The organism is Mucilaginibacter sp. SG564, assembly GCF_013149275.1.
In the GTDB taxonomy this organism is placed as follows: Bacteria; Bacteroidota; Bacteroidia; order Sphingobacteriales; family Sphingobacteriaceae; genus Mucilaginibacter.
In genome coordinates, this window is the sequence record NZ_JABGNA010000005.1 from 445,229 (window position 1) to 468,012 (window position 22,784).

General features: G+C 42.6%; 16 protein-coding genes. 6 read left to right on the forward strand and 10 right to left on the reverse strand.

The window, feature by feature from the left end; all coding sequences use genetic code 11:
* Positions 1–196 precede the first annotated feature (196 nt).
* Positions 197–2,044, forward strand: a complete 1,848-nt coding sequence (locus tag FHW89_RS14330) for a DEAD/DEAH box helicase (protein ID WP_172335727.1) — start codon at positions 197–199, stop codon at positions 2,042–2,044.
* A gap of 288 nt (positions 2,045–2,332) precedes the next feature.
* On the opposite strand, the gene FHW89_RS14335 is transcribed toward FHW89_RS14330, so the two are convergent.
* Genes FHW89_RS14335 through FHW89_RS14345 form a run of 3 tightly spaced genes read right to left on the reverse strand, consistent with a single transcriptional unit; the run spans position 2,333 to position 4,087 of the window.
* On the reverse strand, positions 2,333–2,659 hold the full coding sequence (locus tag FHW89_RS14335) for a hypothetical protein (RefSeq protein ID WP_172335728.1): 327 nt from the start codon (positions 2,657–2,659) through the stop codon (positions 2,333–2,335).
* A 43-nt stretch (positions 2,660–2,702) separates the two neighbouring features.
* Positions 2,703–3,038: a hypothetical protein gene (locus FHW89_RS14340; protein WP_172335729.1), complete on the reverse strand. Its 336-nt coding sequence runs from the start codon at positions 3,036–3,038 to the stop codon at positions 2,703–2,705.
* A gap of 41 nt (positions 3,039–3,079) precedes the next feature.
* Complete coding sequence (locus tag FHW89_RS14345; RefSeq protein ID WP_172335730.1) at positions 3,080–4,087, reverse strand: NAD(P)H-dependent glycerol-3-phosphate dehydrogenase; 1,008 nt, start codon at positions 4,085–4,087, stop codon at positions 3,080–3,082.
* Between the two features lie 119 nt (positions 4,088–4,206).
* On the opposite strand from FHW89_RS14345, the gene FHW89_RS14350 reads away from it, so the two are divergent.
* From FHW89_RS14350 to FHW89_RS14365, 4 genes are all read left to right on the forward strand, one after another.
* A complete protein-coding gene (locus FHW89_RS14350) occupies positions 4,207–5,400 on the forward strand; it encodes a hypothetical protein (protein WP_172335731.1) in 1,194 nt (397 codons plus the stop codon).
* A 68-nt stretch (positions 5,401–5,468) separates the two neighbouring features.
* Positions 5,469–5,630 (forward strand): FeoB-associated Cys-rich membrane protein, encoded by a 162-nt coding sequence (locus FHW89_RS14355; RefSeq protein ID WP_172335732.1) that lies wholly within the window; start codon positions 5,469–5,471, stop codon positions 5,628–5,630.
* A gap of 68 nt (positions 5,631–5,698) precedes the next feature.
* A complete protein-coding gene (locus FHW89_RS14360; RefSeq protein ID WP_172335733.1) occupies positions 5,699–9,082 on the forward strand; it encodes a glycosyltransferase in 3,384 nt (1,127 codons plus the stop codon).
* A gap of 415 nt (positions 9,083–9,497) precedes the next feature.
* On the forward strand, positions 9,498–11,411 hold the full coding sequence (locus FHW89_RS14365) for an alpha-L-fucosidase (RefSeq protein ID WP_172335734.1): 1,914 nt from the start codon (positions 9,498–9,500) through the stop codon (positions 11,409–11,411).
* Here the strand turns inward: FHW89_RS14365 and ispF are convergent.
* The gene (gene ispF / locus FHW89_RS14370; RefSeq protein ID WP_076375898.1) at positions 11,408–11,890 is read right to left on the reverse strand and encodes a 2-C-methyl-D-erythritol 2,4-cyclodiphosphate synthase; all 483 of its coding nucleotides are present in this window, start codon (positions 11,888–11,890) and stop codon (positions 11,408–11,410) included. The genes FHW89_RS14365 and ispF overlap by 4 nt on opposite strands.
* Positions 11,890–13,071 carry a type IX secretion system outer membrane channel protein PorV gene (gene porV / locus FHW89_RS14375; RefSeq protein ID WP_172335735.1) on the reverse strand — a complete coding sequence of 394 codons (1,182 nt, stop codon included), beginning with the start codon at positions 13,069–13,071 and terminating at the stop codon, positions 11,890–11,892. Before porV ends, ispF begins: the two co-directional genes overlap by 1 nt.
* Positions 13,072–13,311: 240 nt before the next feature.
* Here porV and FHW89_RS14380 point away from each other — a divergent pair, with 240 nt between their 5' ends.
* Complete coding sequence (locus FHW89_RS14380) at positions 13,312–14,976, forward strand: SUMF1/EgtB/PvdO family nonheme iron enzyme (RefSeq protein WP_172335736.1); 1,665 nt, start codon at positions 13,312–13,314, stop codon at positions 14,974–14,976.
* Positions 14,977–15,274: 298 nt separating this feature from the next.
* Here FHW89_RS14380 and FHW89_RS14385 read toward each other — a convergent pair whose 3' ends face one another.
* The 5 genes from FHW89_RS14385 to FHW89_RS14405 all read right to left on the reverse strand — a co-directional run bounded on the left by FHW89_RS14385 (position 15,275) and on the right by FHW89_RS14405 (position 22,784).
* A complete protein-coding gene (locus tag FHW89_RS14385; protein ID WP_172335737.1) occupies positions 15,275–16,687 on the reverse strand; it encodes a RagB/SusD family nutrient uptake outer membrane protein in 1,413 nt (470 codons plus the stop codon).
* 15 nt (positions 16,688–16,702) lie between these two features.
* The gene (locus FHW89_RS14390; protein ID WP_172335738.1) at positions 16,703–19,759 is read right to left on the reverse strand and encodes a TonB-dependent receptor; all 3,057 of its coding nucleotides are present in this window, start codon (positions 19,757–19,759) and stop codon (positions 16,703–16,705) included.
* A 211-nt stretch (positions 19,760–19,970) separates the two neighbouring features.
* A complete protein-coding gene (locus FHW89_RS14395; protein ID WP_253952235.1) occupies positions 19,971–20,633 on the reverse strand; it encodes a DUF4159 domain-containing protein in 663 nt (220 codons plus the stop codon).
* On the reverse strand, positions 20,630–21,340 hold the full coding sequence (locus tag FHW89_RS14400; RefSeq protein ID WP_172335739.1) for a 16S rRNA (uracil(1498)-N(3))-methyltransferase: 711 nt from the start codon (positions 21,338–21,340) through the stop codon (positions 20,630–20,632). Before FHW89_RS14400 ends, FHW89_RS14395 begins: the two co-directional genes overlap by 4 nt.
* A gap of 103 nt (positions 21,341–21,443) precedes the next feature.
* The gene (locus FHW89_RS14405; protein ID WP_172335740.1) at positions 21,444–22,784 is read right to left on the reverse strand and encodes a hemolysin family protein; all 1,341 of its coding nucleotides are present in this window, start codon (positions 22,782–22,784) and stop codon (positions 21,444–21,446) included.

Below are 22,784 nucleotides of genomic sequence, written 5' to 3' on the forward strand. Positions count from 1 at the left end.
AACCTACATAAAAAAAATCGACTGCCAAATTGAAATTCAATTTGAATAACACCCGGGCACCCGCTTATCGCTTAACTCTCAAATTATCAAAAAGTTACCATATTTTTAAAAATTCAACAAGCTATTGTTTTTAAAAAATATAAACTCTATCTTTGCGCCCGATTTGGCGATGTTGCCAAATTCGTTATTTTAATTCATGAACCCATTTATTCAACTGGGAATCCGTCATGATATTGTTAATGCCATCTCTGAGTTAGGGTTTGAAAACCCAACGCCAATCCAGGAACAGTCAATTCCGGTATTGTTAACAGGCAGCAACGATTTTGTCGGATTAGCCCAAACCGGGACCGGTAAGACTGCTGCCTTTGGCCTACCATTATTAGAGCTGTTGGATTTCGAAGAAAATCATCCACAGGCACTTGTTTTATGCCCAACACGTGAACTTTGTTTACAGATCACGAACGACATTAAAAATTACGCCAAGCAAATGAACAACGTACACGTTGTTGCTGTGTATGGTGGTGCAAGTATTTCTGATCAGTTACGCCAAATCAAACGCGGTGTACAGATTGTAGTGGCCACACCTGGCCGTATGCTTGATATCATCAATCGCAAGGCGATAGATTTTTCGCAGGTAAAATACGTAGTATTGGATGAAGCTGATGAAATGCTCAATATGGGCTTTCAGGAAGACATTGATAATATCTTATCTACCACGCCCGACGAGAAAAAAACCTGGCTGTTTTCAGCCACGATGCCTGCCGAAGTTAGGCGGATCGCCAAAAAATACATGGAGAATCCGTTTGAGCTGACTATGGGCACCAAAAACACCGGTAATGCCAACATTGAGCACGAATACTATATAGTACGTGCCCGTGACAAGTATGCCGCGTTTAAACGTATTGTTGATTTTAACCCCGATATTTTTGGTATTGTTTTTTGCCGTACCAAGATAGAGACCCAGGATATTGCAGAAGCGCTGATCAAAGACGGTTACAATGCCGATTCTTTACACGGCGATTTATCGCAACAACAACGTGATAAAGTTATGAAACGTTACCGTGAGCGTAACCTGCAGCTATTAATAGCTACAGACGTTGCCGCCCGTGGTATCGACGTTAATGATGTTACCCACGTAATCAACTACTCGTTACCAGACGAGATTGAGAATTACACCCACCGTAGCGGTCGTACCGCCCGTGCCGGTAAAACTGGTGTATCTATCTCTATCGTTAACGGTAAAGAGCTTGGCAAAATTCGCCAGATTGAACGTGTTATTGGTAAAAAGTTTTCAAAAGCCGAGATCCCCACAGGTTTTGACGTTTGCGAAAAACAACTGTTCTCTATTGTACATAAAGTACATAACGTTACCGTTAACGACGAGCAGATTGAGCAATACCTGCCACGTATCATCGAGGAGTTTAAAGATGTAAGCAAAGAAGAGTTTATCAAACGTTTTGCTTCTATCGAGTTTAACCGCTTCCTGGATTATTACAAAAACGCTCCTGATTTGAACGCAAGTGTTGAAGAAGGCCGTCGTTTTGAAGACCGTGGCGAACGCACTTCAGGTGGCAAATCAGCTTACACCCGTTTATTTATAAACTTAGGTTCTGTTGATGAATTTAACCGCGGCGATTTGCTGGGTTACATTTGTAACACCACCAAAATAAGCGGCCGTACTGTTGGTAAAATTGATGTAAAAGGCGTTTACTCATTTTTCGAAGTTCCGCATGAGGATGTAGAAAAAGTAATGACTGCTTATAAAGAGATCGAATACAAAGGCCGTCCGGTAAGGATAGAAATATCTGGCGAAGGCACCAGTGATAATCGCAGCAGCGGCGGTGGATACCGTGGCGGTGGCGAACGTCGTGAAGGCGGATACCGTGGTGGTGAGCGTCGCGAAGGCGGTGGCGGTTACCGTGGTGGCGAACGCCGTGAAGGCGGTGGTTACCGTGGTGGCGAAAGAAACGGCTCTGGTGGTGGTTTCCGTGATTTCTCTGGAAAACCCCGCGAGGAACGTCCGGAACGTCGCAGAAGATTCTAATTTAAAGAGTCAGGAGATGAGAGTCAGGAGTCAGGACCGAAAGCCAGAAACAATGGCAATTTTGTCCTGATTCTTGAATCTTACTTCTTGATTCTAAAAAGAAAATAGTTTTTCATGTAGCTTCTCTGGTAAAGAAGCATAGTTTTAGTTTAGTTTTGTTAACAAAGCCTTCAGCCGCATCAGCAGCATGAAGGCTTTTGTTTTTAATGAGGATTTTGAGCAGCCATCTGAATCAAGGCAAAACTATATTTTATTTTCTTGACTCTTGATTCTAATGACTTGACTCTTTTAACGACTAAATTCTACCAGGTCAGAGTCTGGGTAAAACAGCGTCAGCTTATGATCGTCCAGATTTTTGATCAGGAATTTGGTAAACGGCCTGCTGCCCTGGTACGATGTAAAAATGGTATCATTCGTTACAAAGTAGTCTTCCGTAACAGGCTTGCCATCGTCCATCGTAAATCCTTTATCGGTTATTTCAAGCTTGGTTTCGCCATCTTTTGACTGCCATTTGCCCACCAGTTTTTTGTTAACCGGGTGTTCAGGCGCACTGTTGCAGGCAAAAACCAATAATATCAATCCAACTGCGGGGATCAATAAAGCTTTATGTTTCATATTTAATTTTTATACCCGTGGCAATCCGTATTACCAGATTTTGTTATTTTTTCTCAACAGGTTTATCTTTCAATTTGCTTTTGCTAATATAGATGTGTTTACCCTTTTTATTGACATAGAAATATTTTGAATTCTTATCAATATAAATGGTTTGCCCCCTTGGCCCCACCTTATCAGCATACTTTTTATCAGCTACGGCCGCCGCGCCTTTGGATGCAATTTCGGCTGTTTTATGACCAACTGATGTAGCCACTTTACCAGTCTTGTCGCCCACTTTTTTAAAGAAGCTGGTATCCTTTTTGGTTTTAGTTTGTGAAAAGGCTGGGGATATCATAAATACACACGCAGCAAGGAGGGTAATTTTGAATAGATTTTTCATAAGGAACGGTAATTAAGTTTATTACTAATTTAATAAAATAATCAACTCAATTTTTCTGCCAAATTGCTCATTTCCAATACCGGAGAGCTTTTCCCATATAAAATGGCATAAACAGCATCACATATAGGCATATCCACATTGTATTGTTTATTCACCTCGTGTAGGCAATTTACTGCATAATATCCTTCGGCTATCATATTCATTTCCAGTTGGGCCGATTTTACTGTATACCCCTTACCTATCATATTGCCAAAAGTACGGTTGCGGCTAAACTGCGAATACGCGGTCACCAGCAGATCGCCCAGGTAGGCCGATTCTTTAATGTCCCTGTTGATCGGGTGCACCGCAGCAACAAAACGTTCCAGCTCGCGTATAGCGTTTGATATTAGTACTGCCTGAAAATTATCGCCATAGCCCACACCATGGCAAATACCACTGGCAATGGCATAAACATTTTTTAACACAGCGCCGTATTCCGTACCATATATATCATCAGATACGATGGTTTTGATATAACGGGTATTGATCATGCCTGCAAACTCAGCAGCCAGTTCGGCATCTCCTGATGCGATGGTAAGATAAGAGAGCTTTTCAAGCGCTACTTCCTCGGCATGGCAGGGACCGCTGATCACCATAAAATCATTAAACGAAACGCCCATCTTCTGGTTTAAGAAATCACCAATAATCAGATTTTCATCAGGCACGATTCCTTTTATGGCTGATACTATTTTTTTACCGGCCAGATCGGCAGGGGTTATACCCGTCAAGGCATCTTTTAAAAATGCGGCTGGTACATTCAGCAAAATAATATCAGCATGCTGTATGATCTGCTTAAGATTAACCGAGATATTTTGTTTGGGCAGTTTAATTTCAACCGAGCTTAAATAATGCGGGTTATGCCCAAATTTATGCAAATGTTCCACCGCCTGTACATTCCGCATCCACCAAAAAATCTCCTTTTCTGTAGTATTATCAGCCAGCATTTTAATATTGGCTGTAGCCCAACTCCCTCCGCCAACAACCGCGATCTTTTTCTTGTTTTTTTGCATTAAATAGTGTTGCCAGGTTTTAATTGACAAAGCAAATTAATGAAAAATTGAGGTAAAAGGAGAATGGATTTTTGTTCCTTGCTCATTAAATAGTTAAGTTTGTTTTATACCCTATACCTATGGATCCATCAGCCAGAGCAACATTTAACCGGCACTTTACGACAGAAAAATACGAGGGCTTTTTAACCCGCCTTAACGATGGTCTGCGCAATCCCGTATTATTTCGTGTAGCAGAAACACCGGTTTTCCTGACTGATGACTTTCGCGATAAACTCATGGCTGCCGGCGAGGGCATCATGGATACCATTTTACAAGCCGGGTTTAAGGAACTTACAGAACGATCCATACCTGATAAGTGGCGCCTGCCCAATGAAAATGCCCATCCACATTTCATCGCACTTGATTTTGGTGTTTGTAAGGATGCCGATGGCCGGATAGTCCCTAAATTGATCGAACTGCAGGGCTTCCCTTCTTTGTATGGTTTCCAGGTTCATTTGGGCAATACCTATCGTGAAGTATTCAATATCGATACAAACAAAACCATCTATTTTAATGGCCTTAATGATCAATCCTACTTTGATCTGCTCAAAAAAACCATCCTTGGCCCCTATCAGCCCGACGAAGTGGTTTTGATGGATGTAAACGCGCCTGAACAAAAAACCTCGGTTGATTTTTATATCACCCAGCGCTACCTGGGCATTCCCGTTATTTCGCTGAGTGATCTGCAACAACAGGGCGACCAGCTTTTTTACGAAGCAAATGGTCAAAAAAAACGCATCCGTCGTATGTATAACCGGTTGATATTTGATGAGATAGACGGCGACGAAAATATTTTTGACAAGGTTGTTGATATACGCCAGCCGCTTGATGTTGAGTGGATAACTCACCCAAACTGGTTTTACCGTATTAGTAAATTTACCATGCCTTACCTGCATGGCGATTATATTCCCAAAACACGATTTTTACACCAGGTAACGCCAATACCTACCGACCTGGAGAATTATGTACTTAAACCCTTGTTCTCTTTCGCGGGTCAGGGGGTGATCATTGACGTAACCGCCGATGATATTAATAATATTACTGATCCCGAAAACTGGATATTACAACAAAAAGTAAATTATGAGCCGGTAGTACAAGCACCGGATGGCGGTGTTAAGGCCGAGATACGCTTACTTTATCTATGGCCCGATGGCGATGCTAAGCCTACGCTGGCCATTAACCTGGCCAGACTTAGCCGTGGCAAAATGATAGGCGTGCGTTATAATCAAAATTTTGACTGGGTAGGCGGAACAATTGCCTTTATGCAGCGTTAAACTTTATACTAATTAGAGCGTCTGTACGTATAATATTGTATATATTAAAAATGTAGTATTTTTGCGACATGAATATTCAAACCATTATAGTAATTATTCTTTTTGCTGGCGCAGTCTTTTACATCGGCCGTATGCTGTATAAAAGCCTGACCGCGAAAAAGGGGTGTGGTGGTAATTGTAAATGTGGAGTTGATTTTTCTGGTATCGAGCCAGAGAACGCGCATAAATAATCAACAATACCATTCATTAAATCTTCATTTGTAACCCGTACTTTTAAATTTAGAAGTAAACTCACTTAATGTCTTCAAACAAGCAAGTTTTTCAAGCCGATTCACCAGGTAGATGGAATAAATTCAAGTGGCTCAGCCGCATACTTCTTGCAGTACTTGTAATTGGGATAATAGCCGTAATAGTTACCATCAAATCAACTTATTACCCCGATCTGCCCAACCTGAACCCGGCCCCGAAAAAAATGTCGAAAGAAGAACTTGACCAGTTAAAACGGTCAACCAAGTTCAAGTACTTCAATATACAAAAGTCTGAAATTGAGGCCATGGAGCGAACCCGTCGTTTGCACCAACTCAAGCATCCTAATAATAAAGACCGTATTAACGCGGCCTTTTACCTGGCCTGGGATCCTCAGGCTTATAATTCACTCATCACCAATCTCGGTCACCTGGATATGGTGGTAAGCGAAGGTTTTTCGATAGCACCCAAAGTTGATACCGTAATTACTAAAATTGATACCGGGCTTGTCAACATCAATAAAAAGTTTAATAAGCCAGTGCTCATTATGCTTTCTAACTACGTTAACTATAACAACGTAAGCGGCGGTTTTGACAGTAAAGATGTTGAACGGATCATCAAAAGCAAAAAACTCCGTACAGGCTTTATTAACAGCATTATCAATAGCCTTACTAAACATAAATTCCAAGGTATTAATGTTGATTTTAATGAAATTAAAGATCGCAACAGCGCAGAGTACCTTACCTTTTTGCAGGAACTTTACAAGGCTCTGCACGCCAAAAATTTCCTGGTAACCCAAAATGTGGTGCCCGATGATGAAGCCTATAACCTAAAGAAATTACAGCATTTTAACGACTTTTTGTTTGTAATGGCTATTGATGAGCACTATGATGCCACCAATGCCGGCGACCTGTCAAATCAGCACTGGGTTGAACAGATACTGGACGACGTTTGCAGCCAGGTGCCCAGCGAAAAAGTTATTTTAACTTTTGCCGCGGGCGGATACGACTGGCCCGAAAAGAGTGTTGGCCATGCCATAGGTTACCAGCAAGCTATAAGTACCGCGCAGGAAAAACAAAGTAAAATTATTTTTGACCCGCTATCGGCCAACCTGCATTTTAATTATGTCGACCAGAATGGCCTTCCACATACCACTTATTTTACAGACGCCGCTACCAATTTCAACGTTATCCGAATGGCCGACGATTGGGCCACCGGTGGTGTAGCTTTATGGCGCCTGGGATCTGAGGATCCGCGTTTATGGTCGTATTTCCAAAAGAATCTTTCGATAGACTCTTTAAGAAAAACAGGCATCGATCTTAAAAAGCTAACTACGGTAGGTTTAAATAACCGTGTGAATGTTGATTATGATGGCGAAGGCGAAGTTTTGGATCTCATCACTACTCCTACTACGGGCCAGATAGACGTAAAACTGGATACCGGCAGCTATACCATTACCAATCAACAGTATATTAAACTACCCACCAAGTACGTAATACGCCGCTATGGCTATGCCCCTAAAAAAGTAGTTTTAACTTTTGATGATGGCCCCGATCCGGATTTTACGCCACGTATTTTAGATATCCTTAAAAAGGAAAATGTACCGGCAGCTTTCTTCGTGGTGGGCTCCATGGCCGAAAAGAACATGCAGCTGGTGCGGCGTGAATATGAGGAAGGCTATGAGATAGGTAACCATACATTCTTCCACCCGGATATCTCAACCATCAGTCTTGACCGGGTTATATTGGAGCTTAACTCAACCCGTAAGCTTATTGAATCCATAACCGGAAGAAGCACCATACTTTTCAGGCCTCCGTTTAATGCCGATGCCGAGCCACAAACCCTGGCCGAGGTTATCCCAGTAGCCGAGAGCCGCAGGCAAAGTTATATTACCATTGGCGAATCTATTGACCCCTGGGACTGGCAGCCGGGTGTAACAGCCGACAGTATTATTGCCCGTACCATCAGGCAAAAAGATAATGGCTCGATGATATTGCTGCACGATGCTGGTGGCGATACCCGGGAAGAAACGGTAAAGGCATTGCCCGAAATTATCCATTTCTTTAAATCGCACGGATACCAGTTTACCACCATTGCCGACGTGCTGGGCAAAACCAAAGCCGATCTGATGCCGCCTATTCCAAATGATCCGCATACAGGTATCCTGGGGCCGGTATATGACGTGGCGGTGCATGGCTATTTTTATATCAACTGGATACTCATCTATATATTTTTATCGGCTATTTTCCTGGCGATTGGCCGTATTGTTTTAATTGGAGTACTGGCCGTAAGGCAGCATGGCGAAAATAAAAAGATGGTAAAAGCCCGCGGCAACAATTTCCCATTGCCACCGGTGAGTATTATTGTGCCTGCTTATAACGAAGAGGTAAATGCCGTTGCTACCATACAAAGTTTATTAAAAACAGAATACCCATCATTTGAGATCATTTTTGTGGATGACGGGTCAAAGGATAAAACCTTTGAAGTGGTTAACTCCGCTTATGCCAATAATCCGCTGGTTAAAATACTAACCAAGCCAAACGGCGGTAAAGCATCGGCACTTAATTTTGGTATTACCCATGCTCAAAATGATTATGTGGTTTGTATTGATGCCGATACACAGCTAAAAACCGATGCCATTTATCACTTAATGACCTATTTTACCGATGAGGAAATAGGCGCAGTAGCGGGTACCGTAAAAGTAGGTAACGAAACCAATATCATTACCCGCTGGCAATCTATAGAATATATTACGGCGCAAAACATGGATAGGCGGGCATTTGACCTGATCAATAGTATTACTGTGGTGCCGGGAGCCATTGGCGCGTTCCGCAAATCGGCAATATTTAAAGCAGGCGGTTTTACTTATGATACGCTTGCCGAGGATTGCGACCTCACCATGCGCATCCTAAAGCAAGGCTATATTGTAAAAAATTGTGCCGAAGCCATTGCTTATACCGAAGCCCCCGAAACCATCAACATGCTGTTGAAACAACGTTTCCGCTGGAGCTTTGGCGTAATCCAGAGTTTCTGGAAAAACCGCGACGCGCTGTTCAACAAAAAGTATAAATTCTTTGGGATGGTGGGCATGCCAAACATTTTGATCTTCCAGATCATATTGCCGCTGTTTTCGCCGCTGGCTGACCTGATGATGATATTTGCCCTTTTTGGTGCCAAACCCGAGAAAATGCTATTCTACTATATAGCCTTTGTTTTGATCGATTTCATCGTGGGCATCATCGCCTTCCGGATGGAAAAAGAGGACTACAGAAAGCTCATTTACATTATCCCGCAACGTTTTATGTGGCGCCAGTTAATGTATTACGTTCTGTTTAAATCTATCAGAAAAGCATTAAAAGGCGAGCTGAGCGGCTGGGGTGTACTGAAACGTACAGGTAACGTAAAGGTTGAAAAAGAAAAGGAAAATCAGGTTTAAATCCTACACGTCATTGCGAGGAACAAAGCAAGCCCCTCACCCAACTCTCGTCAAAAAGTAATAACCCATGAAGTGGCTCAATCGCGCGGTATCGACTCATCCCGACATCGCTGCGCTTATCACCCATCTCTCCGCTTCGCGCATAGAGGGGATTTTCATTCCTTTTTTCTCTTTCCGCCGAAGGCGAAGAGAGGCAGGTCCAGCGAAGCGTAGACCGTGTGAGTCGGCTCTGCACCCTGCTATTTCTCAACAAGACCTATTCTATCTTTTCATGCGCTGTTACATGAGGGCTTCGTCGTTTAGAGGAGCCCCTCCCAAGACAAGCATCATGTCAATTGAGTTTATAGATATGCTTAATTTGGAAACTAAATACGCTGGAAATTAAACGATATTGGTCGGTACCAATTTTTACCTAATGACCAATAAGATACCTGCTATAAGGCCCTCATGGCTTCCATACCTGTTGATTTTATGTTTTAGTATATCCGCGCTTACAACCGTAGCGCAGGATAAAGGCGATGAGGATAAAACCATGGCCAACAGTGTTAAAACCCGCGATCAAAAAGCCATTGACGAGGCTATGCAAAGCTGGTGGCCGGCATCCATGAAAACACGGAACAGCCGGCTAACCTGGTGGCGCGACGCCCGTTTTGGGATATTTATACACTGGGGCATATACTCCTTACCTGCCGGCGAATGGGAAGGTAAAAATATCGGCGGCTATGCCGAGCACCTGATGCGCAAGGCTAAAATACCACGTTCAACCTACCTGGAACTGGCGCATCACTTTGATCCAACAAAATTTAATGCCGATAAATGGGTACAGGCAGCCAAATACGCAGGCATGAGGTATCTGATCATTACGGCCAAGCATCATGATGGTTTTGCAATGTATAACTCGCAGGTTTCTGATTACAATGTGGTTAAACAAACCGCCTGGAAACACGACCCCATGGTTGATCTGGCTGCGGCCTGTAAAAAATATGGCATTAAGTTCGGCTTTTATTATTCGCATGCCTTTGATTGGGAACATCCCGATGCGCCTGGTAACGATTGGGATTACCAGAACCCCGGAGGCGATCTGAATTTGTTTGGCGGCCGCGACTGGTATGATGTTCACCCGGAGCTGTTACCTAAAGCGGTTAATTATGTAGATAAAAAGGCCATACCACAAATCAAAGAACTCATCACCAGGTATCATCCAGATATATTGTGGTTTGATACCCCGCAAAAACTACCGCTATCAGAAAACATCCGCATCCTGAAAGCCATCCGGGAAACCGACCCGAATATTATAGTGAACGGAAGACTGGCACGGGGCAGCGGTAATTTACAGCTGGGCGATTATAAAAACACCGCCGATCGCCCTGCAGAGTTTTTCCCTGTAATCGGCGATTGGGAAGCTATACCCACTACCAATGAGTCATACGGTTACTCGAAATTTGATAAGAGCCATAAACCGGTAAGCTTTTTTATTCGTTTACTGGCCAAAGCCACATCACGCGGGGGTAACCTCTTGATGAATATCGGCCCCATGGGTGATGGCGAATTTGCTCCGGAAGATACAGCTATTCTGCAAGGCATAGGCCGCTGGATGAGCAAAAATTCGGCAAGCATCTATCAAACAACTAAAACCGCACTACCCTATCAAAGCTGGGGCGTATCAACCCGAAAAAACAACTTGCTTTATCTGCATGTATTTAACTGGCCAAAAAATGGCCAATTGATAGTGGGTGGCTTAAAAAGCGGGATCAGCAAAGCATGGGTGCTGGCTGATAAAAAGGAGTTAAAGTTTAGCAGGCTCGATCCGCTTGATGTGGCCATTCATTTACCTGCACAGGCCCCCGATACCAGCAACACGGTTATTGTATTAGAAACAACAACCGGAAAGATAGAAACCGATACCGTACGCTTGTTGGCAAGCCGTGAAACAACCAATCGTTTACTGGCATTTGATGCCCGCCTGGAAGGCAAGGGCTTTGGTTTTGGTGACGGTAAAACCAGCAGCTATTATGTAGAAGGCTGGAAAAACACCAACCAATCTGTAAACTGGGATTTCAGGCTAATAGAGCCTGCTACCTATAAAATACTTTTAAAGTACGCGGCAGATAATGTTGATGAAGGCACTTATGAATTAAGTAGTGGAAACCATAAAGTAAAAGGCAGCGTTGAAGCTATAGCTAAAGGCGTACAGGTTAAAGAACAGGAGTTAGGTACTGTAAGCCTTGAACCGGGCGCGCATAGCCTGAGCATTACACCGGTTGAAATAAAGAAAGCCGGTTTAATGAAGATATTAGAGATACAGCTGATACCAGTGAGTACACCTTAGTCGCGTTCAATAAGGCAAACCGCGTAGGCTACTACACCTTCTTCACGGCCAATAAAGCCCATTTGCTCGTTAGTAGTGGCCTTAATGGATATATCCTCCTCGCTGATGGACGCGGCCTCGGCTATATAGGTTTTCATGGCCGGTATGTGCGGGTTTATCTTGGGCGCTTCCAGGCATACCATAGCATCGATATTGCCAATACTAAAACCCTTCTCTTTGATCAGCACTACCACATGCTGTAACAGTACCAGGCTGCTGATGCCTTTCCAGCGGTTGTCGGTATTGGAAAAATGAAAGCCTATATCGCGTAAATTCGCGGCTCCGAGTAAGGCATCACAAATAGCATGTAACAATACATCGGCATCCGAATGCCCGTAAGCACCGGAATGATGCTCCAGCTTTACGCCGCCTAAAACAAATGGGTGCTGTTCTTTTAACTGATGTACATCAAACCCAAAACCTACTTTTATCTTACCCATTACCGTTTACCCACATTTGATATACCGCCAAAATTTGCCGACAAGGTAAAGCGCAGCGTATTGGCTAAAGGACTATTTTGCTGGCTCGCTGCCAGGTATGAAAAATCGAAATTAAAAATATTATACTTCATGCCTAAACCCAGGGTTAGATAGTGCCTGTCGCCCTTATCTGGGTTTTCATAAAAATACCCGGCCCTAACCGCGAATTGGTGATTATACCAGTATTCAACCCCAGGCGAAAAGCTGATCTCTTTCAACTCCTCACTAAAACCTCCCGGAGCATCACCAAACGACTGGAATATACCCGCCGGTACAGATACATCATCATCGTGCCCTTTGATGATATTTCCATTCACATCGCGTATGGGAGGTGTAGGCACCAGTAATTTATTGATATCAAAAGTGGCGGTTAATTCATTGGTTTCGTCAAGCTCCCAGGTATTGGCCACGCCCAATTTTAAATTGGTGGGTAAAAAGTATTTAGGTCCTACATCGCTATAGCCTATTTTTGTGCCTATATTGGAGATATGCGCACCAAAGGCAAAAAGATTTTCACTACCCCAGGGCTTTTTATAATACAACGATACATCAGCAGCAATCGCGTTACCCGGCTTGTTAACCTGCCCCGATCCCTGCGCAAAGGATATACTTGATATGCTTGAACGTATATAACGCAGCGTTAATCCGAGCGACAGATTCTCGCCAAATTTACGGGCAAATGAACCGTCTATCGAAAACTCGTTTGGCGTATAAGTGCCCTGGTCATTTGACTGATCATCTGTTAATTGAACCGAACCGTAATTAAAATAACGGAGGGATGCTCCAATGGTATTACGATCATTCAGTTTATGTGCATAGCTCAGGTAGGAAAGGCTGATATCGGGCACCAAATGTCGTAACCAAGGGCTATAAGATAGCGAAAGTGCATCGTTACTCTCCAGAAAAGCGAGTTTGGATGGATTCCAGAAATTGGCGTTAACGTCTGGTGAAATAGCCACACCAGCATCGCCCATAGCTCCCGAACGAGAATCAGGGGATATATTTAAAAAAGGCACCTGGACCGGTATCGCCTTAATATTGCTCCCATCAGTACTTGTACCTACAGGCGTTTGCGCAATAGCCGAAACCGGCAGCAGAAAGAGCACGGAATAAACAAGATAGCGAAAGGTAGAAAACTTCATTGGGTGAATTTAGCTTTTATAATTTAATTCATATACAGGTACTCCCAAAATTTACTCAGCATTTTTAAAGAACTATTGTAATAATTGCTCAATCAAAAAAAGCAAACCGGTGCAACTAATTTCAACAAATTTTCGTTCAAATGCCTGATAATAGTTTGAATTATTTTGAATAATGGGTTGTGTGCATTAGCATTATATCCATTTTTTTCTAAATTTACCCTATAATATAACCGTAAAAATATGAAAATACTTTTTACTAAAACTGCTTTCGTGCTGTTGGCTGTAAGTGCCGTGGTAAGCAGCTGCAGTAAACAACACGAAACTTCGCAAAAAACCGGGATCACTTATAACGACAAAAACAATGGTGGTTATGTGCGGTTCAGGCAAACCCATCCCGCACCGGGCCCGGGTCTGGTACCCATTGAGGGTGGTACTTTTGTGATGGGTGGCAGCGCTGACCAGGATGTTGCTTATGACTATAATAACGTAAAACGCAGAGTAACTGTCCCATCTTTTTACATGGATGAAACCGAGGTATCTAACCAGGATTGGCTTGATTACCTGCATTGGACGGCTATCACTTTCCCGAATGACCGGGAGTTATATTATGATGCTTTGCCCGATACCCTGGTATGGCGTAAACCCTTATCGTACAATGAGCCTTATGTAGATAATTACCTGCGTCATCCTGCTTTTCAGGACTATCCTGTAGTGGGTGTAACCTGGGATCAGGCACAGGATTATTGCCAATGGCGTACCGACCGTACCAATGAAAATATTTTACGTGAATCGGGCCGAATGGTGGCCTGGAAGGATTTAAATGGTGGCAAAAACGGGCAACCGGCTGCATCAACAGAACCTTACAATAATGACATGTACCTTAACGGTCAGCAAAGAGGTCCCGGGTTTGACGGCAAGAAAATGATGCCGGATCTGAGTCCAAATGCCCAGGCCGGCACGGGCAAAAACGGCAAGCCCGTAAGGCCAGTACGTATGGAAGATGGTATACTAAAACAAGGTTACCGTTTACCTTCGGAAGCTGAATGGGAATACGCGGCTTTAGCTTTAGCAGGCAATACTCAGTTTGAAAACATCGACGACGGTAAAATGTACCCATGGAATGGTTTGGGCGTACGCTCGGCCAAGAGCAAAACCCGTGGTTTAATAATGGCTAACTTTAAACGTGGTGCTGGTGATAACGCTGGTGTTGGTGGTTACTTGAATGACAAGGCCGATATTACCGCTCCGGTACGCTCCTATGCACCAAACGATTTTGGTTTGTATAACATGGCTGGTAACGTAAACGAATGGGTTGCTGATACCTACCGCCAAACCTCATTTGAAGAGTTTGATGACTTTAACCCCTTCCGTGGTAACGAATACACCAACAAACGTATGGCCGATCCATCAAAAGGTCTTTACGCCAAAGACAAATACGGTCGCCCGATCAAAGATCCGGCAAAAGCCAACAGAAAATTAAAATACAGTGAGCTTTTAGCCTTGCAAGGTCAGCGTCCGGACTCAACCAATGCAACACAGGCTGCCCCTGTAGCAAATGGCAGCGTAGCAGCTGCCAATGCGGCAAGTGCTAATGCACAATTAGCTGTCCGCAATTCGGGTAAAGCATTTAATCCCGATTTGAGGGGAGACAAGGATACCGTTAACCTTGCTCTATACGGAAACACTACGCTTGTTAACAACCGTTCAAAAGTTTACAAGGGTGGCTCATGGAACGATATGGCTTATTGGCTAAACCCGGCTACCCGTCGCTTTATGGATCAGGACGAAGCCAGCGCCGAAATCGGTTTCCGCTGCGCGATGACCCTGGTTGGCGCGCCGGAAATTTACCCGAATGGCAAACCACATTACGGTGTTAAAAAGGCCAAAACTTTTAAATCAAAATAAAATATTCTTCTTATTTATAAAAAAAGCCATCTGGTAAACAGATGGCTTTTTTTATACTCATATTTCCAGCTCATGTATGGAGGCTTCCTTGTAGTCTTCTTTAACAACAAAAAGGCTCCGTTATTTAGCCATCTTCTGCTACAGCTTCATTTCATCATATATAATCAAAGGATAATATCCGCATTCTGTGATAATCAATTAATTTAAAAAAATGACTATGCGCTTTAATACGCCTGTTTTCCTTATAACAAAAAAAGCCCCGGCCTATATAGCCAGGGCTTTTTTGTTCAATAGTATTTTATTGATAACCTTCGTTTTGCGTTAAGTTCGGATTTGCATCCCGCTCACGTTTAGGTATCGGAAATATCAACTTTGGTGAATTCCACACGTAAGTATCAGTTACATTACCATCATCGTCATGGAGTATTACCGATTCATGATAACGTTTTAAGTCGTTTAACCTGAAACCTTCAAAAGCAAGCTCAACTCTGCGTTCCTGCTTAACGGCAGCAAATAAACCATCAAAATCTGTTGCTGTGGTATTATCTAATTTAGCCCGGTTCCTTACTACATTTATATCTGCTGCAGCACCGGTTAAATCAGCAGATGGCTTTCTTAACCTCGCTTCTGCTCTGATCAAATATACTTCGGCTAAACGCATTAAAAGAATATTGCCATACAGGTTGTTAAATTTTGAAGTAAAGGTATCACCTCCCGAGTCTGTAAATTCATTGGCCCTGTCATCGCCTTCTTCATAACGGTCAAAATGCTGTTGATTTATTACAGTTTCGCCACGCCCGCCAAAATTGCTGGCTGCAAAAACTTCATTTAGTGCATTAAAGCCCGACTGGCTCGACATTTGAATAGCAAAAATATCTTCGGAAGTATTAAATACGTGTGTGGCCTGAGGAGGAACCTGAAACTCATCAACAAATTTGGGCACCAGAGTAAAATCACCGCTGTTGATCACTTTAGATGCTTCAGTTTCTGCAAGTACAAAATTTTCCTGGGTAAGGTAAATCCTCGCTAAAACAGTTGATGCAGCTGATGAGCTTGCATAAGTCGATCTCCCAACTACAAGATTAGCTTCCGCTTCCTGCAAATCGGCAATAGCTTGCGCATATACCTCGGCTACGGTATTACGTTTCACTTTTTGTATACCTGCTATTGTAGTAGTGGGTGTAAGGACAATCGGTACGCCAGGGTTTGAAGAAGGGGTACCGTCATTCCAGGCCTTACCAAATATCCTTACCAGGTCAAAATAGGTCATACCGCGTAAAAACTTGGCTTCTGCCTGTACCCTTACCTTTTTACCTTTCGCAGTATCAACTAAATTGATATTAGCCAAAACCGTATTACACACGTTTATAGTATTATAGCCACTATTCCAAACACCTTCAACAAAAGCATTGTTAACAGTGATCGTTTTATTACTTAGCTCCGTATATTCTGAAAATGAGCCAAAATAGGAGAAATCGCCATCATCGCCCAAAAAATCAGTAGTTGACATGAGCCTGCCACCATAAATACCCCGTAAAGCGGCGGCAGTATATGCGCCAATCAGCACACCTTCAACATCTTTAGAGTTTTTTATCGCCTGATCTGCCTCAACATCGTTTTGAGGCTTAATATCTAGTTGCTTTTTGCAACTGGAGCTATACAGCATTACCAATGTACTTAATGCTATGATTGAATATTTAATTTTTTTCATCTTTTTCAGCTTAATTTAAAAGCCCACGTTAATTCCAAAAGTGATTGTTTTAGCCTGTGGTGCAGCATAGAAGTCATAGCCCTGGGTTATATTTCCCGAAAAAGCATCTGAATTTAACTCCGGATCCCAGCCTTTATATTTGGTCCAGGTCGCGAGGTTAGTTGCCTGTGCATATATTCTAAGGCTCTGCAATTTAATTTTGGTCAATATCTCCTTGGGGAAATTATAACCTATAATAATATTTTTTAACCTTACATATGACCCATCCTCAATATATCTTGAGCTTGGGCTAATACCGTTACCACCAAATAAACGAGCCTGTGGTACATTGGTAATATCGCCTGGCTTTTTCCATGAGTTTAGCTGATCAATGGTTTGATTGTCATAACCATTGCTACCGCTTGATGACATGTACTGCCCAGCTCCGTTATAGATGTTGTTGCCCTGAACAGCTTGCAATAAGAAACTAAAATCAAAACCCTTAAAAGCTACCGAGTTGTTTAAGCCCGCTATATATTTAGGGTTTGGATCGCCAATTTTAACTGGCGTTGCCTGATTATAATCACTGGTTTTAGTCCTGTCGCGCTGACCATTTCCCATATCTGTGTTTTTGTAATAAAGCGCATCACCATTAGCAGGGTCAGCGCCTGCAAATTCTGGTGCAAAAAACACGCCCAATGGCTGGCCTTCAACTGCACGGTTTACGGCATCGCCGCTACCGGTAATCACCTGCCCTTTCAAATCGGTAATCTTGTTGCGGTTAATGGATAGGTTAACGCTGGTTGACCACTTAACCACACCAACAAGGTTTTTGGAATCAATTTGCAGCTCAAATCCTCTATTTTGCAGTTTACCCAAATTTTGAGTAATAGTTGTATAGCCCGAAGTACCAGGTACCTGTACATTTAATAAAAGATCCCTTGTTTTTTTCTGATAAACATCAAACGTTCCAGCTAAGCGCCCTTCGAAAAAACCTATATCCAAACCAAGATCAGCTTGTGCGGTAGTTTCCCACTTCAAATCAGGGTTGGGTAGTTGCGTTGGCCTTGCACCCGCTACACCAGCGTAGCCAAATGCACTAAATAGTCCGCGTGCCGGGAAATTACCAATCTCGGAGTTGCCTGTAAGACCATAACTGGCTCTTAACTTTAACTCAGAAACAAGTTGTTGTTTCTTCATAAAGCTTTCTTCTGAAACAACCCAACCCACTGAACCTGCAGGGAAAAATCCATAACGGTGATTGTCACCAAATCTTGATGAACCATCAACACGTCCACTTAATGACAGCAAGTATCTCTCGTCATATTTATAATTCACCCTACTGAAATATGACAATAAGGAGTAAGCCGAAGTAGTTGATGATCCTGAAATAATGTTTGCCGAACTGGTCAACTTTTTATAAGCATCACTCGGAAACTGCGTACCCTGTAATTGGTTAAGATCATTTTGTTGCCTTTGATAGGTCATACCGCCAACTGCGTCTATATGGCTTTTATCAATATCCTTCGTAAACTGCAAAAAGTTGTTTGTGTTAAAGTTTACCGATGATACTGACGAACTGAAACCTGTTCCATTTGGTGTAGAAGTATTACGAACAGTAAGGCTGCCGGTATAAGTATCTTCGCCAGAATTTAATATATCAACGCCAACCTCTGATCTGAAATTTAAAAAGGGAAGTAATTTTACCTGCGCAAAAACATTCCCCAGGTTGCGGTAATCCGTTGTTTTATAATAACCATCGATAGCATTCAGTATCGGGTTAAAATAAGTAGGATAATTAGTGTTTGGTTCGCCTGTTGTTGGATCTAAAGCGCCACTGACCAAGCCGGTACGCGGGTCAATTGCCGGTGTAATTGGAGCCAAAGCTACAATTTGCATCGGTGTTGAAAACGCGTTATCATTATCTAAACGATTATTTCTGGTACGCGAAATACTTAAGTTTGCACCCACAGTTAACCAACTAGTAGCCTGGTTCTCGATATTAGTTCTGAAACTATATTGGTTAATTGAATTATTGAGCAGATATCCTTTTTGGTTATTATAGGTGCCTGACATATAAAACTTGGTTTTATCATTACCACCAGAAAACACCAAGTTATAGTTTTGTACAGGCGCGTGCTGTACGATCTCATCAAACCAGTTGGTATTTACCTTATAGGTTTTATAATCATCATTACCAGCCGAGTATCTTTTTAACCTCGCCTCGATTGAAGCTGATGAAACCCCTCCGTTTTCAGCAGCTTCACGCATATAGGCAACGTATTGTTGAGCATTCATAAACTCACGTTCATGTGTGGGTTTGCTAAAACCGTAATATTGATTATAACTAATATTTGTTTTACCCGCTTTACCCTTTTTTGTTGTAACCAATACTACCCCATTTGATGCCCTTGAACCGTAGATTGCAGCTGCAGAAGCATCTTTCAATATTTCAATAGATTCAATATCATTTTGGTTGAGATCCACCAGCGGATTGGTTGACGCACCATTAGTCGAAAAATCATCAACCGTAATAGGCAAACCATCTACTACATATAGCGGCTGGCTGCCGGCCGATACCGACGAAGCACCGCGTACACGTACCTGTATGCCCTGGCCCAGCTTACCATTCTGCGCTTGTATGTAAACACCCGGTGTTCTGCCTTGTATTGCCGACTCTAAACTGGGTACAGGGATGTTTGCAATATCTGCTCCTTTGACCTGAGATACAGAGCCCGTTAATGATCGCTTACTCTGTGTTCCGTAGCCTACAACCACTACTTCAGAGAGTTGTTTTGAATCTGACTCCAGTTGTACATTTAGAGGTTTGTTACTAATGGGAGCTTCGATTTCTTTAAATCCAAGAAATTTAAAAACCAGCACCTTTGCGGTAGCCGAAACGGTGAGGCTGAATGTACCATTTGGACCGGTTTGAGTGCCTGTTCCCTGAGCCCCCTTCACAGTTACACTTACCCCAGGTAAGGGCGAACCGTCTTTCTGATCTGTTACTTTACCTGTAATAATACGGCTTTGTGCTAAACCAAATGTAATACAAGAAAACAACAACAAAATTGTTAGTAAATTTTTCTTCATATAATCAGTATTGAGTTAAAAACTCAAGCTAATAAAAATCGGGGGCAAAAACAATAAAAATCTTAAAAAAGCGTTCCCTTCATTGCAATTTGTATCAAATACTGGTCAAAAACTAACTAATTGATGATCAAAATTTTACCTAAACAGAAATATCGACCAATTACCGGTGATATCCTCTATTTTTATAAAAAAACACCCAGAACAAGTGTTTCTACTGTGTAAATATGTATTGAATAAGATTTGCACCCATTTTTAGTGCTTTTAAGCGTGCTTCCTGGGTATCACCGGCATAAGTACCATAATCTTCCCATCCATTACCTAAATCGCACTCATAGGTATAGAAACACACCAAACGGCCTTTGTAGATGAGCCCAAAGCCCTGTGCCCGTTTACCATCGTGTTCATGGATCTTGGGTAATCCATTAGGGAAAGGGTATTTTTGATGATAGATAGGATGATTAACCGGCAATTCCACAAAATCAAGCTCCGGAAAAACCCTTTTCATTTGCGGACGAATAAATTTATCGAGGCCATAATTATCGTCGATATGTAAAAAACCGCCTCCGGTTAAATACTTGCGCAGGTTGCGGGCTTCCTGATCGGTAAATATCACGTTGCCGTGGCCGGTCATAAATGTGAAAGGATAATTGAACAAGGAACTGCCGCCCACTTCCACTACGTCATCATCGGCTTCAAAATTTGTTTTTAAATTTTCGTTACAAAATTTGATCAGGTTGGGGAGTGCTGTACGGTCGCCATACCAATCACCGCCGCCATTATATTTAAGCCGTGCAATTTTATAAGCAGGATTGTTAAAACCGCTCATCAGTATGATGGCTGTAAAAGCAATTACAAAAATCTTAATGGTCTTCATACGCGGTTCAAAAAGTTCACCTCAAAGCAGGCCTCAAGTGCCGCGGTTTCGGTGCGCAGGCGGCTTATACCTAAAGTTATGGGTTTAAACCCGTTTTGCAAAGCGCTTTCTATTTCGGCAGGGGCGAAATCGCCTTCAGGCCCTATCAATATCAGGTAACGGCCCTGTTGTTGTAATTCATCACGCAGGCTAAGCTTGTCGCCTGGCTCGCAGTGAGCAATATACTTTTGCCCGTCAAACGGACGTGTCAGTAGCTCATTTAGTTTCACGGGCTCGTTTAAAACGGGATGATAGGCTTTAAGGGATTGCTTTATCGCAGCGGTAATAATCTTGTTAAGCCTCTCGGTCTTGGCCTCCTTACGCTCAGATCGTTGACTGATGATCAAGGATATTTCATCAATACCAATCTCTGTAGCTTTTTCCAGAAACCACTCCAGGCGCTCTATATTTTTCGTGGGGGCAACTGCTAAATGCAGGTAATGGTTACGCTTATTAAAATCAGTTGTAACCGAAGTAATACTTAATATGGTACGTTTGGGGTGGGCATCATGTATAAACGCGGTATAAAATCCTCCGCGGCCATCAATTAATTGAACTTCGCTGCCTGCTTCCAACCGCAACACACGAATGGCGTGTTTACTTTCTTCCTCACTAAGAAAGTACTGAGGGTGTGCGGAGTCGATATCAGGTGTGTAGAATAGATGCATTTGATTAGTATCAAGTAGTTAGTATCAAGTATCACGACAGCTGCATTTACTTCAAGTAGTTAAAAAATCTTGATACTTGATACTAACTACTTGATACCTGCTACTAATGCAAATCTACCGTATCTTCTTCATTGATCAGCAATTCCAGTTTAACTGATTCGATGTTCTGGTCCGATTTCCGGAGCACGGTGATATTATATCCGTTTGATTCTTTTTGTTCACCTACATCGGGGATCTTACCAAAGATATCGCCCAGCCAGCCGGATACAGTATCAAAGTCGCCATCCTCGGGCAGATCATGCGGCAAATGCTCATTTACATCATATATCGATGCCAGGGCATTTACAATAAATTCACGATCATTTACTTTTTCAACGATAGGCTTTTCCTCATCGTATTCGTCCTGAATATCACCTACCAGCTCTTCCACAATATCTTCCAGGGTAACCATACCGGCGGTACCGCCAAACTCATCAAGCACAATCGCTATTTGAATGCGTTTCTGCTGCAGCTCGGCCATCAGATCGTTGATCTTTTTAGTTTCGGGAATAAAATAAGGTTTGCGGATAATATTTTTGAGTACGATCTCTTCATTACGGGCCAGCAATGGCAAAATATCCTTGGCGTGTACAATCCCGATGATCTTATCTATCACGTCATCATAAACAGGCATGCGCGAATATCCCTCTGTAATGATCATATCCAGCAATTCTTCTTTGGTGGAATTGATGTCGACGCCCGATATTTTAGTACGCGGTACCATGATATTTTTTACCACGCGTTCATTAAAATCAAATACGTTTTGGATCAGTTCATGCTCGTTTGAATCCAGAGCGCCTGATTCTTTACCTTGCTCAAGCAGATATTGTAATTCTTCGGAGCTGTGATGGGCCTCTCCGCCTTCTAAAGTATTAATGCCTAAAAGCTTAAGGATAAAATTAGCAAAGCCGTTTAGCAACCAGATTAATGGCTTAAAGAATACAAAGAAAAATCTGAGTGGAAGAGAAACCGCCAACACCGTGCGTACCGATTTTTGAATGGCTATTGATTTGGGAGCAAGCTCACCAAATACAATATGCAATACCGTAATAAAGGTAAAAGCCAGAATATGGCTTGCAGTAATAAACCCGTTTGAAAGATTTATCCCTACAGCCATAAAGCCTCTGATCACGATGTTTGTGGCAACTTCTTCGCCTACCACACCCAATGCCAGTGATGCGATGGTAATACCTAATTGCGTTGCCGCAAGGTAACCATCTAAATTATGTAATATGCCACGTGCAACTTTGGCAACCCCGCTTCCCGATTTGGCTTTTATTTCAATTTGTGAGCCTCGTACCCTTACCATGGCAAACTCGGCGGCTACGAAGAAACCGTTGAGCAAAACCAGAAATACGGTTGCAATTAAATAAAAGGTACTTATTTCGTAATGCGCGGGGTCCAT